Genomic DNA, 14,461 nt, shown 5'->3' with positions numbered 1-14,461 from the left:
GCGGCTGCGAAGTCGGATCGGTGCGACGCCGGATCAGGATGAGCAATGGATCAGGTTTGATTTTGCCGCAATATTTCCTGCTGAATTACATGGTAACGAAAATTTTTACTGATGCGCTGTGAGTTGCGCCTCGCACTGTTTTCGTGTTCCTGCGACTACGGTGTGCCGTCGTCGAGATCGGCGTTGCGAGACGAGGAGATACGGCGTGTGGCACGGCATGGATCGGGGCCGATGGTCGGGACGACGGCGCAGGCAGGGCCCGCTGCGAGTCCTCGCTCTGGCTGCCGTGGTGGCTGTGGTGTGGGCGCCTGCGGGCAGTGCCTTCGCCGAGACCGATGTGAACTCGGGAGGCCTTCTTGCGTGGCCACGGCCGGGACAGGCACGGGCGGGCCAAGCAGGAGACGTGCAGGCACGGATCGTCGGCGGCACCCGAACCTCCACGGCACGGGCGCCGTGGATGGTGGCCCTGACCACCGATACCGGCAGGCACTTCTGCGGTGGAACCCTGGTGGCTGCCACCAAGGTCGTGACCGCGGCACACTGCACGGTCCGCCCCGGAACGGGCCGACCGCACCCTCCGGAAACCCTACGGGCGGTGTTGGGACGGACCGACCTGCGTACGGAACGGGGAGTCGTCGCCGAAGTCGAGAAGGTGTGGCGCTCCCCGGACTACTCCGGCTTCGCGCAGGGCGCGGATGTGGCCGTGCTCACGCTGAGTGCGCCGGTGCCGCAGCAGCCCCTGCCGATGGTCGCTGCCGAGGACACCGAACCTTACCGGGCGGGCACTTCCGGCAGGGCCTTCGGCTGGGGACGCACGAGTGAATCGGGCCGACCTGCGCATGTGCTGCACTCCGTGGCGGTCCCGGTGGTCGCCAATGCCGAGTGTGCCGAGTCCTACTCCCGGTTCGACGGTTCGGCGATGTTCTGTGCCGGAGTACCCGAGGGCGGCCGAGATGCCTGCGGCGGGGATTCCGGCGGCCCGTTCGTCGTCGACGGTCGTCTGGTCGGTGTGATTTCGTTCGGTGCGGGCTGTGCCCGGCCGGGGTTCCCGGGCGTCTACACCCGCCTGTCCACCTACGCCGACGAAGTGACCGCCCGGCTGTGAGCCGGTACGGTCATCGTGCAAACACTCCTCAGGTGGTTGCCGTGAGCTCGGCGAGCAGTTGCTCCCGCTCGTCCTGCCCGAGGAACGAGGCCCGGATCGAGTTCGCGGCGAACTCGCGCAGTGCGGTGTCACCGAAACCGAGTTCCCGTTGCACGGCGCTGTAGTTGTCGGCGACGTAGCCGCCGAAGTAGGCGGGATCGTCGGAGTTGAGAGTGGCCGACACCCCCGTGTCGACGAGATGGGGCAGGCAGTGCTGATCCAGCGTGGAGACGCAGCGCAGCCGCACATTGGACAGCGGGCACACCGTCAGCGGTACCTGATCGCGAGCGATGCGCCTCAGTAGCGTGGCATCCTCGACCGCTCGGATGCCGTGGTCCACGCGATCGACCCCGAGCACGTCCAGGGCCTGCCAGACGTATTCGGGTGGGCCTTCCTCTCCGGCATGTGCCACCAGGGACAACCCGGCCTCTCGAGCCCGGGAGAACACCGCGGCGAAGGCATCCGGCGGATACCCGGACTCCGCGGAGTCCAGCCCGACACCGGTGATCCGATCGGCATGGGGCAGCAGCGCGTCGAAGGTGGCCATGGCTTCCTCGGGACCGCGGTCGCGGAGAAAGCACGCGATCAACCGGGTGGAGATCCCGAAGCGCTCCCGGCTCGTCGCCAGGGAGGCCTCCAGCCCGTCGAGCACGGTCGACAGTTCCACGCCGCGAAGGGTGTGGGCCTGCGGATCGAAGAAGATCTCGGCATGGCGCACGCCCTGCTCCCGTGCCCGCGCCAGGTAGCTGTCCGCCAGCTCGGTGAAGTCCCGTGTTGTGCGCAGCACGTTCATGCCCGTGTAGTACAGGTCGAGGAACGACTGCAGGTTGCTGAAGTCGTAACGCCGCCGTAGGTCATCGACATCGGCATACGGCAGGAGGATCCCGTTGCGGCGAGCACACTCGAACGCCAACTCCGGCTCCAGCGCGCCCTCGATGTGTATGTGCAGTTCAGCCTTCGGCAACGACAGCGCCATACCGGCCGGATCAGGACTCAATGTGCCTTCCTCTCGTCGTCGCCGCTCGTCCATGCTTCCGCCGCCCCGCGTCGCGGGCCGTGCGATGAACATCAGTACATCAAGTACACCGGTCGCGCCGCCAGCACGAAACCCCCAAGAAGCCGTCCCCGGCGCCGCTGTGGATTCGTGGATTCCTCCAACACCGGCGGCGATGGGCGTCCGGGGCACTGTGGTAAGCAGGAAAGGTGGACCTGCAGCCCCTCGCTACCTCGGTACACCGCGCCTATACGGCCGATCTCGATGCGGCCGACCTGTATCGCATGCTGCGACTGCGGGTCGATGTCTTCGTGGTCGAGCAGCAGTGCGCTTATGCCGAACTCGACGGTCGGGATCTCGAATCGAGCACCCGGCACTTGTGGATCGACTCCCCCGACGGCCGGGTCCTGGGTTATCTGCGGCTGCTGGAGGATACCGAGGGCACCGTCCGCATCGGTCGGGTCTGCACCGCGCAGGGCGCTCGAGGGATGGGCTTGGGTGCCAAGCTCATGCGTGCGGCCGTCGCGGAAATCCGCAGGGCACCGGCGGTGTTGTCGGCCCAGGTCGACACGGTCGACTTCTATCGCTCCTTCGGTTTCGTCGAGTCGGGTGAGGCCTACGAGGAGGACGGTATCCCGCACATCGACATGTGCCGTAATCCCGGAGCGCGCCCGTAAAAATGCAGTTTCGCGCGAAACTGCAGAAATCCGCCGCGACGAACCTCCGGCCGTGGCGTCGGACGAGTCCCCGAACAGCTGTCGGACGTGGTGCGAGTTACAACACGGTGCCGTGGCGTTGGCCGGGCTCGGGAATTCTGAGACGATGCACAGCGGTCCCAGCAAGGAGTGGCCAGGAAGCCGGTGCGAATCCGGCACGGTCGGCGCCACTGTGACCGGGGAGCGTTCCTCCCGCGAGAGCCACCGGGGCAATCCCTGGGAAGGCCGGAGGAACGCGTGGATCCGGGAGTCAGGACACTGCCGCTTCTTGCCGCACAACCCGGGGCGTCCGTGACCCGAGGAAGGAATGCCAGGCATGACCGCTGCTGTGTCGGTTCCCGCGACCGTGCGGTATCCGTTCTCCGCCGTCGTCGGACATGACGATCTGCAACTCGCCCTGTTGCTCAATGCCGTACACCCGCGTATCGGCGGTGTGCTCGTGCGAGGTGAGAAGGGCACCGCCAAGTCCACCATCGTGCGCGCACTGGCGGCATTGTTGCCTGCGCTGGATGTCGTGGCCGACTGCCGTTTCGGCTGTGATCCGCACGAGCCCGACTCCGCGTGCCCGGATGGACCGCACGATGGCGCGGAGATGGCCCAGCGGGCCGCGCAGCTCGTCGAGCTTCCGGTCGGTGCCACGGAGGACCGGTTGGTCGGTTCGCTCGACGTCGAGCGGGCGCTCACCGAAGGTGTCCGTGCTTACCAGCCGGGACTGCTCGCCTCGGCGCACCGTGGCGTGCTCTATGTCGACGAGGTGAACCTGCTGCACGACCACTTGGTGGATCTGCTGCTGGATGCCGCGGCCATGGGGCGTGCCCACGTCGAGCGCGAGGGAATGTCGATGTCCCACGCGGCCTCGTTCCTGCTGGTGGGCACGATGAACCCCGAAGAGGGGGAGTTGCGCCCGCAGTTGCTGGACCGTTTCGGACTCACCGTGCACGTGTCGGCCTCGCGCGAGGTCGAGACCCGCACCGAGGTGGTGCGGCGCCGGTTGGCTTTCGAGTCCGATCCGGTCGGGTTCGCTCGGCGCTGGGCCGAGGAGGATGCCGACCTCGCCGCCCGGATCTCGGCGGCTCGGCGGCGCGTCGGCTCCGTCGTCCTGCCGGACTCGGAGGTCCGCCGCATCGCGGCACTGTGCGCTGCGTTCGAAGTGGACGGAATGCGTGCGGACCTGGTGCTCGCGCGTACTGCGGTGGCGCACGCGGCGTGGCGTGGTGCGGATGCGGTGGGGCAGACCGATGTGGAGGCGGCGGCGCGACTGGCGCTGCCGCACCGCAGGCGGCGAGATCCCTTCGACGAGCCGGGGGTCGAGGAGGAGCAGTTGCAGCAGGCACTGTCCGATGCGGCCGAATCCGCGGGCAGCGGCGAGGAGAGTGGCGCCGCGGAGGAGGACGGCACCGACGATGGGGACGAGCCGCCGGACGGACCGGATGGCGGAGGTCCCGACGGCGGAGGTCCCGACGATGACGGACCCGATGACCCGGACGGTGGCCCCGGGGGCGGCCCACCGCAGGACACACCGCAGGACACCGATCAGTCACCCTCGAACGGCCGATCCGGCGGAAACGGGGCTCGCCCCGATGACACGCAGTCCGACGAATCGGGCAAGGCACCCCGGGAACGCGAGCCGACCACCCCGAGCCCGGCCTTTCGTGCGCGGCTGCTGGAGGTCCCCGGCCTGGGTGAGGGTGCTCCGGGTCGACGTTCCCGCTCGCGATCACGCACCGGGCAGGTGATTCGGTCCTCCGCTGTGGACGGGAGCGGAATCCACCTGCAGGCGACTTTGTCGGCGGCGGCACCGCATCAGCTCCCGCGGGGACGGCAAGGCTCCGGGCTGTTGCTTCGCTCCGAGGACCTGCGGTATGGCGTGCGTGAGGGCCGGGAAAGCAACCTCGTGTTGTTCGCGGTGGATGCCTCGGGATCGATGGCCGCGCGGGAGCGGATGTCGGCGGTCAGCGGCGCCGTGCTGTCCTTGCTCCGCGATGCCTACCAGCGCCGGGACAAGGTCGGTGTGGTGACGTTCCGAGGGGATTCCGGGGAGGTGGTGCTGCCCCCGACTTCCTCTGTGGAGACTGCCGCCGCGCGGATGCGCCGTTTGCGCACGGGCGGCCGGACTCCGCTGGCGGGCGGACTGTTGACCGCGCGCTCGGTGGTGGCCACCGAGCGGATCCGCGATCCGCAGCGTCGTCCGCTGCTGGTGCTGCTGACCGACGGCAAGGCCACTGTCGGTGCGAACACCGGTTCCGGGCAGGAGAAAGACACCGGCAAGGGGAAAGGCACCGGTCAGGCGTTGGATGACGCGCTGGGGGCGGCGAAACTGGTGGCCGAACTCGGAGTTGCCGCAGTGGTCGTCGACTGCGAGAACGGGCCGGTACGACTCGGGCTGGCCAACCGCGTCGCCACGGTCCTGGGGGCTGCGTGTCTGCGGCTGGATGAACTGTCGGCGGATAACGTCGCCGGAGTGGTCCGGGCCGCACGGGAGGGCAGTCCTCAGGCCGCTTGATTTCATTTTGATGACAACGCCGGGAAGAGACGACAAAGGCGCGGTGTGCTGTTAGGCTTTTCGGTGTCCACCTGACCCCCAGGGGTGGACCCAAAACGCCCCCGCACTCCCGGCGACCCCCAGGCTGGTTGAGTGCGGGGGCGTCTTCTTGGCTGCGTACAGATTTCTGTGAATGTGTCTCGTGAATTGCGCGCGCCGTGTCCGGTACCCGGTACTCACCGCAGGTGCACCGGACAGGCAGCTCGCCCGATCTCGTGAGGGGTTTTCAGCATGCCGCAGGGAAAACCGGAGACCGTGCCCGACGATGGACTGACCACGCGGCAGCGTCGTAATCGGCCGTTGGTGATTGTGCACACCGGTGAGATGAAGGGTAAGTCCACGGCCGCATTCGGACTTGCGCTGCGCGGATGGAATCAGGGCTGGTCGATCGGTGTGTTCCAATTCGTCAAATCCGCCAAATGGCGCGTCGGCGAGGAATCCGCCTTCCGTGCGCTCGGCAGGATGCACGAGGAGACCGGCGAAGGCGGCTCCGTCGAATGGCACAAGATGGGAGAGGGCTGGTCGTGGACCCGCAAGAAGTCCACGGAATCCGACCATGCCACCGCCGCTCTGGAGGGCTGGCAGGAGATCGCCCGGCGACTGTCCGAGGAGCACCACGGCCTCTACGTACTGGACGAGTTCACCTATCCGCTGCACTGGGGCTGGGTGGATGTCGACGAGGTCGTCGCCACGCTGCGCGACCGGCCCGGACACCAGCATGTGATCATCACCGGGCGGTATGCGCCGCAAGCACTGGTGGACGCCGCTGATCTGGTCATGCAGACCACCAAGGTCGCGCACCCCATGGATTCCGGCCAAAAGGGCCAGAAGGGCATCGAGTGGTGAGCGCCTCCGTACGATCGTCGGGCCGTGCGGGCACCTCGCACAGCCCACGGGTCGTCATTGCCGCGCCCGCCTCCGGCCACGGTAAGACGACCGTGGCCACCGGCCTGCTCGCCGCGTTGCGCAGGCGTTCGACCCGAGTGGCGCCGTTCAAAGTGGGCCCGGACTACATCGACCCCGGCTACCACCGGGTCGCCGCCGGTCGGGAAGGCCGCAACCTGGATCCTGTGCTCGTCGGCGAGGAACGGATCGCACCCCTGTTCTTCCACGGTCGTGCAGGCGCCGAGCTCTCGGTGATCGAGGGCGTGATGGGCTTGTTCGATGGCCGTATTGGCGGCAGTGGCGTCGGCAGCAGCGGCACCGGCGGCGGCCGTATCGGCGACACCGGGGACGATCCGGCGTTCGGTTCCACCGCACACGTCGCCACCGTGCTGGACGCGCCGGTGGTGCTGGTTGTCGACGTCCGGGGGCAGGGACACAGTCTTGCCGCGGTGCTGCACGGCTTCCGCAGCTATCACCCCCGCGTACGGCTGGGTGGCGTGATCCTCAACCGGGTCGGCTCTGCGCGTCATGCGGAGGTGCTGCGGGAAGCAGCCGAGGTGGCGGGGCTACCGGTACTCGGCGCGCTCCCCCGCACGGAGGATCTGAGGGTGCCCTCGCGGCATCTGGGACTGGTCACGGCAGCCGAGCACGGTGACGACGCACGAGAGGCCGTTGTGGCGATGGCCGACGTGGTCGAGGCGAATGTCTCCCTCGACGCGGTCGTGTCCCTGGCGGAGTCCGCGCCGGAGCCTGCGGGCGGGGCCTGGAGTGCGCGGGAGGCAGGCGGTGGGTCCGTCTGCGAGGGGCCTCGACCCACGGTGGCCGTGGCGGGCGGGCGTGCGTTCACCTTCGGTTACACCGAGCATGTCGAACTGCTGGAAGCCGCCGGTGCCGACGTCGCCGTGCTCGATCCGCTTCGCGATGAGCGGCTGCCGCCCGGCACGGCCGGGTTGGTGTTACCGGGTGGCTTCCCCGAACAGCACGTCACCGAGCTGTCGGCGAATCTCGCACTGCGCAGGCAGATCGCGGCATTCGCCGCGAGCGGGGGACCGATCCACGCCGAGTGCGGTGGGCTGCTGTACCTGGCCGAGAGCCTGGACGGTCATCCGCTGTGCGGTGTTCTCGGAGCACGGGCCGAGATGTCACCGCGGTTGACCCTGGGATACCGCGAGGCCGTCGCCGCGACGGATTCCGCCCTGTTTCCCGAGGGATCCCGGGTGAGTGGCCACGAGTTCCACCGCACGGTCCTCACACCGGGGCACGGAGCGAATCCGGCCTGGCGGTGGCGGGCCGGCGAGCCCGTGGCGGAAGGATTCGTGGATCGCAACCTGCATGCGTCGTATCTGCACACACATCCTGCAGGACATCCCGAAGCCGTGACGCGATTCGTACGGAGGTGTGTGTGATGAGGCTGGTCGGTCTCGGTGTCGGTCCGGGAGATCCGGAGATGCTGACGCTGGCCGCGCTCCGCGAGCTTCGGGAGGCGAACACCGTGTTCGTTCCCGTGTTGTCCGTGGAAGAGCAAGGTCGTGCCGAAGCCGTCGTGCGGGCACATCTGGATTCCGAGGATCCGCGCGTGCAACGACTGGTGTTCGCGCTGTCCGACCCGGTCGGCGGCCCGCAGGAGCGCAGGCGCAGGCATTGGGACTCCGCAGCGGAAGTCGTCGCCGAGCGCCTCCGGGAGGAGGGCGGCACGGTGGTGTTCGCCACTCTGGGAGACCCCTCGCTGTATTCGACGTTCACCTACCTCGCCGAAGGGGTCCGGGAGCGGCTTTCGGACATCGAGGTGGCGACGGTGCCGGGGATCACCGCGATGCAGGCCACCGCGTCGGCATCCGGAATCGCACTGACCGAAGGTGCGGAACCGCTCACGGTGCTTCCGGTGACGCGGGATGTCACGGCGTTGCGAGAGGCATTGCAATCGACGGGTACGGTCGTTGCCTACAAGGGCGGCCGAAGGCTCGGCGATCTGACAACGGCGATTGCCGATAGCGGCGCACTGGAGCGCACGCTCTACGCCGAGCATCTGGGCACTCCGGATGCTCGGGTGCTGCCGCTGTCCGAGCTTACTGTGTCCGATGTGGACGGCGAAGTGGTCGATGCCGCGCCCTATCTGTCCACCGTGGTAGTACTTCCTCCGCGAGGCGGGAGAGGAGAGCAACTCTGATGACTCCGGAGACACGTCTGGGGCGGGTTTCGTTCATTGGTGCAGGCCCGGGAGCGGCCGACCTGATCACTGTGCGTGGTGCCCGGCACATCGCCGAGGCCGACATCGTGGTCTGGGCCGCGAGCCTGGTGACGCCCGAATGCGTCCAGGAGCATGCCCGTGCCGATGCCGAACTGGTCGACTCGTCGCGGTTGACGCACGAGGACGCGGTGGAGATCTACCGTCGCGCCGAGCGCGACCGGCTCAATGTCGCGCGTGTGCATTCCGGCGATCCCGCACTGTGGGGGGCCGTGCAGGAGCAGCACGATGTGTGTGCGCGCATGGAACTGGAAGTGGAGATCGTGCCGGGAGTGGCCGCGTTCTCCGCGGCCGCCGCTGCGGTGGGGCGGGAACTGACGGTGCCGGAGGTGGCACAGTCGGTGGTCCTGACCCGACTGGAAGGCGGCAAAACGCCGATGCCCTCCGGGGAGCGGGTACGTGAATTCGCCAAGCACGGTACGACGATGGCGTTGTTCCTGTCCGCCGCCCGTACCGGCCAGCTCGTCGAGGAGCTCCGCGCGGGCGGATACGGCGAGGACGTTCCCGTCGTGATCGCCTACAAGACGACCTGGCCCGACGAGCTGCTGCTGCGAACCACGCTCGGCGAGCTGGAGACGACGGTCAAGCAGCACAAACTGTGGCGGCATACGCTGTTCCTGGTCGGCTGGGCGTTGACCGAGGGCGGGACCCGCTCTCACCTGTACAACCCCGGTCATTTCCACACCTTCCGGCGAGCCGATCCGGCCGCACGCCGGGCGCTGCGTGCCCAGCGTGGTGATTCCCAGCGCGGCGAATCTCAGCGCGGCGAATCTCAGCGTGGTGATTCCCAGCGTACGAGGCGTTCGAGCTCGTCGGGTGCGGATCGTCCCCGGTCGGAGGGCAGGGGTGGAACGAGTCCGGTGACCGAGGGCGCCGCTTCCTGGGGCAGGACCTCCCGGACCGCGGAATCCCGGAACGTGGGTTCCGCGATCACAGGTACCACCTCGGGGGGTGCCGATCCGGTTCCGGAGCCACGCGTGGACAACGCACGCAGCCCGGGGCAGCCGGATCCGGACGTGGCCTGGTGGGCCGTGCGCGAATGGCAGCAGAGCGCGCAGGGCACCGCCCGGATCGCGGCGACTCGGACCACCGCTCGGCAATCGGGTCACGACTCCGCGCAGTCCGATCTGTTCGAGCATGCCGAGGAGGAGACTTCCGGCATGCCCGGCGACGCACAGGCGGTGACCACCGACGCGGTGACCACCGACGCGGTGACCACCGACGCGGCGGAGAACGGCGCGGCGGAGAACGGCGCGGCGGAGAACGGCGAAGCGGTCGAGTCCGGTGCTGCCACCACTGCCGGGGCGAGCGGGACGCTAGTTTCCGAGCAACCCGAGGACGAGCAGACCGCTCGGACTCCGGCCACGGACGAATCCGTGGCCGAGGTGCCGGATACGGATTCGCTCGGCAACGGCTCGACGGTGGAAACGCAGGCCGGTATGCAGGATACGGCACAGGACGAGGTGAAATCCGAGTCGAAGTCGCGTACCAAGGCCAAGTCGACCGGCAAGTCGGGTTCCGCGGCGAAGTCCTCGACGAAAGCGGGATCGAACTCCGGTCATCGCAAGAAGGGCACGGAAAAGCAGGCATCCGGGAAGGCGGGCCGGGCCCGTACCGAGTCGGAGCAAGACTGACCGTTGTCGGAACCGCCCCTGAAAGAGCCGGATCTTCCGCGTACGGCCAAAGTCCGGCCCAAAGCACTGCGCACCGGCTTCACCACCGGTGCCTGCTCGGCTGCTGCCGCCAAGGCCGCCGCGGCTTTGCTCGTCGACGGCTACCTTCCCGCCACGGTGGACATTCCTTTTCCGGATGACCGCTACCGGCGGTTCGAGGTGGACGCCGCCGTCGTCGAGGAGTCGGGCAGGGCCACGGCCGTGGTCGTCAAGGATGCCGGTGACGATCCGGATGTGACCCATGGTGCCCGGATGACCGTGACGATCGCTCCTCGCGAGGATGATGCGCTCGTCTTGCACGGCGGCGAGGGAGTCGGCACGGTGACCCAGCCCGGCCTCGGTCTCGAGGTCGGTGGTCCCGCGATCAACCCCGTCCCGCGCGAGATGATCACCCGGGCCGTGCGTGAGGTGCTCGGAGGTCGGGGTGCGGAGGTCACGATCACCGTTCCCGGGGGCGAGAGGATGTCCCGCAAGACCACCAATCGGCGGTTGGGTATCCACGGCGGTATCTCGATTCTGGGAACCACCGGCATCGTGCGTCCGTTTTCCACCGCGTCGTGGCGCTCCAGTGTCGAGCAGGCGGTGTCGGTGCTGGCTGCGCAGGGCGGGACCACGGCGGTGCTCTCGACCGGCGGACGGACCGAGAAGGCCGCGATGCGACTGCTGCCGGATGAGCCGGACGTGGCCTTCATCGAGGTCGGTGACTTCACCGGTGCGGCCCTGCGCCGGGCCGTCGAGCACGGCCTCGACGAGGTCGTGTTCGTGGGCATGATCGGCAAGCTGACCAAGCTGGCCTCCGGCGTGGTGATGACCCACTACACGCGGTCCAAAGTGGATACGGAACTGCTGGGCAGGCTCACGGCCGAGTTCGGCGGCGATGCCGAGCAGGTGGCCGAGGTCGAGCAGGCGAAGACTGCCCGCCGGGCTTTCGAGGTGTGGGAGCACAACGGCTCCTTGTCCGGATGTGCGCATCGGTTGTGCGTGCTGGTGGCAGGCGTGCTGGAGCGGTTCACCGAGGAGTGCGGTCGCCGGTTGCGTGCCTCGATCGCGATGGTGGATTTCACCGGTGAGCAGGTCGTGGCCTCGACCGAGGCGAGGTGGGTGACGTGACGGTCACGGTGATCGGCATCGACGGCGGGCCGCTGCCCGACGGGGCCGAGGAGGCACTGCGGTCGGCGAAACTCGTGGTCGGAGCGCGCCGCCATCTGCGGGCACACGCGCCCGCAGACGCCCGCACGCTCGAACTCGGATCCCTCGATTCCGCACTCGGTGCCCTGTCCTCGCTCACCGCCGAGGAGAACGGAGTCGTCCTCGCTTCGGGCGATCCCGGCTTCTTCGGAATGTTGCGAGTACTGCGGGAAAAGGGGATTCGCTGCTCGGTGCTGGCCGCGACCTCCAGCGTCCAGCGGTTGATGGCCCGCGTCGGTCGCCCGTGGGACGACGTGTCGGTGGTCAGTGCGCACGGGCGTGACCTCACTCCGGCCATCAACGTCTGCCGGGCCCGATCGGCGGTGGTGGTGCTGACCGCACCCGGTGCCGGACCGGCACAGCTCGGCTCGGGGCTGACGGGCTGGCGGCGCACCATGATCGTCGGTGAGGATCTCGGCGGGGCGAACGAGACGGTGACCACTCTCGCGCCCGCCGAGGCCGCCGAGAGGACTTGGCGGGAGCCCAACATCGTGCTCTGCCTGAGTGACCCCGATGGCGTCCCCGCGCGCGGCTGGCGTGCCGGGGGTGAACCGGTCCCGCCGGCCGGATGGGCGCTGCACGAGGACGAGTTCGCCCACCGCAACGGCATGATCACCAAGGCGGAGGTGCGGGCGGTGGCAGTGTCCAAGTTGGCGCCCCGGCCCGGCACGCTCGTTTGGGACGTCGGTGCCGGATCCGGTTCGATCGCGGTCGAGTGCGCACGTCTGGGCGCGGCGACCATCGCGGTGGAGTCCGACGAGGCCCAGGTGGTCCGGCTCGTCACCAACGCAGCAGGCCACGGCGTGGACGTGCGCGTGGAGGAGGGCGCGGCACCGAAAGCGCTGCGGGAGTTGCCCAAGCCCGACTCGGTTTTCGTCGGAGGTGGTGGTTCGGAAGTGGTCACCGCGTGCGCGCACGTCGGTGCCTCCCGTGTGGTGGTGGCGCTGGCCGCGCTCGACCGGGTGACCTCCACTCGAGCTGCTCTCAGCAGCGCCGGTTACGAGGTCGAGGGCGTTCAGCTCTCGGCCAACCGCCTGGCCGAGTTGCCCGGTGGTCTGTCCCGTCTGGAAGCGGCCAACCCGGTGATGCTGATCTCCGGAGTTCGCAAGGAAGGAAAGTCATGATCGGTTTGTTCGCGGTAACCGACGCGGGCAGGCGGGCGGCCGCCGAGCTGGCCGCACGGTTGGGGCCGGATGCGGTGGTCGCGGAGGGACCGATCGAGCCCGCCCTGCGACGCCTGTGGCCGCAGTTGGACTCCGTCGTGTTCTTTCTGGCCACCGGCGCGACCGTGCGGCTGGTCGGGCCCATGTTGCGGGACAAGCACACCGATCCGGGCGTGGTCTGCGTCGACGAGGCGCGCCGCTTTGCCGTGGCGCTGGCAGGCGGGCATGCAGGTGGGGCAAACGCGCTGGCCGAGCAGGTCGCCGATGTTCTCGGATGCCTACCGGTGGTGACCACGGCCACCGACAGCACCGGCAGCACACCGCTGGACGAGGTCGTCGACCAGCTCGACGCCACCGTGGAAGGCGATCTCGCATCCTGTGGCGTCGCGATTCTGGACGGGGAACCGGTCCGGTTGGTCAATCCCCACGGTTTTCCGCTACCCGCCCTGCCCGAGAATGTCTCGGCCGACGTGGCGGCACCGCAGTGGACGGTGCGCATCGATGATCGCCGCCCGAGTGCTGCCGAGTCCGGCAACATCCTGCACGTGATCCCGCGCACGCTCGTCGTGGGCATCGGCTCGGCCAGCGGTATCCCGCGCACCACGGTCACGGAGACGCTCGCGCGGCTGGACAGTGAACACGGACTCGACCCGAGGGCCATCCGGGCCTTCGCCACCGTCGATCTCAAAGCCGAGGAGCGCGGCATCCTGGACGCGGTCCAGGACATGGGGTTCTGGAACTCGCCGGACGGTGCTGAGCTGCCGCTGATGCCGTACCCCGCGCAGGATCTGGCCGATGTGTGGGTGCCCCATCCCAGCGAGGTCGTGCGGGCCGAAGTCGGTACCCCCAGCGTGGCAGAAGCCGCCGCGTTGCACGCCGCGGCGGAACTGGCCGAGGGAGCGGACACCGAACTCGTCGCCGACAAGATCAAGGGCGACAATGTGACGGTCGCCGCCGCACGGATCCGTCCGCGGGGGCGCTTGGCGATCATCGGTATCGGTCCCGGCGCGCAGGACGAGCGCACCCCCCGCGCCGATGCCGAGTTGCGGCGTGCCTCGGTCGTCGTCGGTCTCGACCAGTACCTCGAGCAGGTACGTCACCTGCTGCGGCCGGGTACCGAGATCCGCGCGAGCGGACTCGGCTCGGAGGAGGCACGGGCGGCGGATGCGGTGTCGCTGGCCCGCTCCGGTCGTGCCGTGGCGCTGATCGGTTCCGGTGATGCCGGGGTGTATGCCATGGCCAGCCCCGCTCTGGAGCAGGCCGGAAACGACATCGAGTTCGTGGGCGTGCCCGGTGTGACCTCCGCGCTGGCGACCTCGTCGCTGCTGGGGGCACCGTTGGGGCACGACCATGTCCTGATCAGCCTGTCCGACCTGCACACGCCGTGGGAGATGATCGAGCGGCGCGTGCGTGCTGCCGCCGAGGGTGACCTGGTGGTGTGTTTCTACAATCCACGTTCGGCCGAACGGCACTGGCAGTTGGGCTGGGCACTGGACACGCTCGCCCGGCACCGGCCGGCACGCACACCGGTCGGTGCGGTGCGCCAGGCCAGTCGGGACGGTCAGCGTGTGTGGTGTGCCCGGATCGACGAGTTCGATCCGGGCGAGGTGGACATGTTCACCACGGTCGTCGTGGGATCCTCCCGGACGACCATGGCCGGTGGTCGGATGGTGACTCCGCGCGGATACCGGTGGATGACGACGGATGCCGGATGAGCTCCCGCCGTCCGGCGTACCGCTGACGATCTCCTCGGACTGCACGGCCTGCGGGGCGTGCCTGCTGACCTGCCCGGAGCATGCCCTGCGACCTGCGGCGGGGCGTCCGCGCGTCGTGGCCGAGCAGTGCACCGCCTGTGGCGAGTGCGTCGAGATCTGCCCCGCCGACGCCATCGACCTGCTTGCGTAGGTGGCC

General features: G+C 68.7%; 11 protein-coding genes, 1 pseudogene and 1 riboswitch. Of the genes and pseudogenes, 11 read left to right on the top strand and 1 reads right to left on the bottom strand.

The features are described 5' to 3' along the window. Positions 1–205: 205 nt before the first annotated feature. On the top strand, positions 206–1,105 hold the full coding sequence (locus JOF55_RS04205; RefSeq protein WP_310269843.1) for a S1 family peptidase: 900 nt from the start codon (positions 206–208) through the stop codon (positions 1,103–1,105). A 28-nt stretch (positions 1,106–1,133) separates the two neighbouring features. Here the strand turns inward: JOF55_RS04205 and JOF55_RS04200 are convergent, their stop codons facing one another. Beyond that, entirely contained in the window at positions 1,134–2,120 is a 987-nt protein-coding gene (locus tag JOF55_RS04200; protein WP_374727383.1) for an adenosine deaminase, read from the bottom strand. A 227-nt stretch (positions 2,121–2,347) separates the two neighbouring features. On the opposite strand from JOF55_RS04200, the gene JOF55_RS04195 reads away from it, so the two are divergent. The 10 genes and pseudogenes from JOF55_RS04195 (at position 2,348) to JOF55_RS04150 (ending at position 14,455) form a co-directional block, all read left to right on the top strand. Further along, positions 2,348–2,815 (top strand): GNAT family N-acetyltransferase, encoded by a 468-nt coding sequence (locus JOF55_RS04195; RefSeq protein WP_310269837.1) that lies wholly within the window; start codon positions 2,348–2,350, stop codon positions 2,813–2,815. Positions 2,816–2,950: 135 nt separating this feature from the next. After that, positions 2,951–3,135: riboswitch (cobalamin riboswitch) on the top strand. A 35-nt stretch (positions 3,136–3,170) separates the two neighbouring features. Continuing rightward, positions 3,171–5,357 (top strand): VWA domain-containing protein, encoded by a 2,187-nt coding sequence (locus JOF55_RS04190; RefSeq protein ID WP_310269834.1) that lies wholly within the window; start codon positions 3,171–3,173, stop codon positions 5,355–5,357. A 270-nt stretch (positions 5,358–5,627) separates the two neighbouring features. After that, complete coding sequence (cobO, locus tag JOF55_RS04185) at positions 5,628–6,242, top strand: cob(I)yrinic acid a,c-diamide adenosyltransferase (RefSeq protein WP_310269831.1); 615 nt, start codon at positions 5,628–5,630, stop codon at positions 6,240–6,242. Then, complete coding sequence (locus JOF55_RS04180) at positions 6,236–7,687, top strand: cobyrinic acid a,c-diamide synthase CobB (protein ID WP_374727221.1); 1,452 nt, start codon at positions 6,236–6,238, stop codon at positions 7,685–7,687. The genes cobO and JOF55_RS04180 overlap by 7 nt, the downstream gene beginning before the upstream one ends. Then, entirely contained in the window at positions 7,687–8,448 is a 762-nt protein-coding gene (gene cobI, locus JOF55_RS04175; RefSeq protein WP_310269825.1) for a precorrin-2 C(20)-methyltransferase, read from the top strand. Before JOF55_RS04180 ends, cobI begins: the two co-directional genes overlap by 1 nt. Beyond that, positions 8,448–9,386, top strand: a pseudogene (cobM, locus tag JOF55_RS24380) (precorrin-4 C(11)-methyltransferase); the annotation flags it as partial. The gene cobI and the pseudogene cobM, both read left to right, overlap by 1 nt. 777 nt (positions 9,387–10,163) lie before the next feature. Next, positions 10,164–11,309, top strand: a complete 1,146-nt coding sequence (locus JOF55_RS04165; protein WP_310269821.1) for a cobalt-precorrin-5B (C(1))-methyltransferase — start codon at positions 10,164–10,166, stop codon at positions 11,307–11,309. After that, the gene (cbiE, locus tag JOF55_RS04160) at positions 11,306–12,511 is read left to right on the top strand and encodes a precorrin-6y C5,15-methyltransferase (decarboxylating) subunit CbiE (protein ID WP_310269819.1); all 1,206 of its coding nucleotides are present in this window, start codon (positions 11,306–11,308) and stop codon (positions 12,509–12,511) included. Before JOF55_RS04165 ends, cbiE begins: the two co-directional genes overlap by 4 nt. Beyond that, positions 12,508–14,265 (top strand): precorrin-3B C(17)-methyltransferase, encoded by a 1,758-nt coding sequence (cobJ, locus tag JOF55_RS04155; RefSeq protein ID WP_310269816.1) that lies wholly within the window; start codon positions 12,508–12,510, stop codon positions 14,263–14,265. Before cbiE ends, cobJ begins: the two co-directional genes overlap by 4 nt. Then, positions 14,255–14,455, top strand: a complete 201-nt coding sequence (locus tag JOF55_RS04150; protein ID WP_310269814.1) for a 4Fe-4S binding protein — start codon at positions 14,255–14,257, stop codon at positions 14,453–14,455. Before cobJ ends, JOF55_RS04150 begins: the two co-directional genes overlap by 11 nt. Positions 14,456–14,461: the final 6 nt, after the last annotated feature.

The sequence above is a fragment of the Haloactinomyces albus genome (assembly GCF_031458135.1).
Lineage (GTDB): Bacteria > Actinomycetota > Actinomycetes > Mycobacteriales > Pseudonocardiaceae > Haloactinomyces > Haloactinomyces albus.
This window is presented reverse-complemented; position numbering and strand designations above follow the sequence as displayed.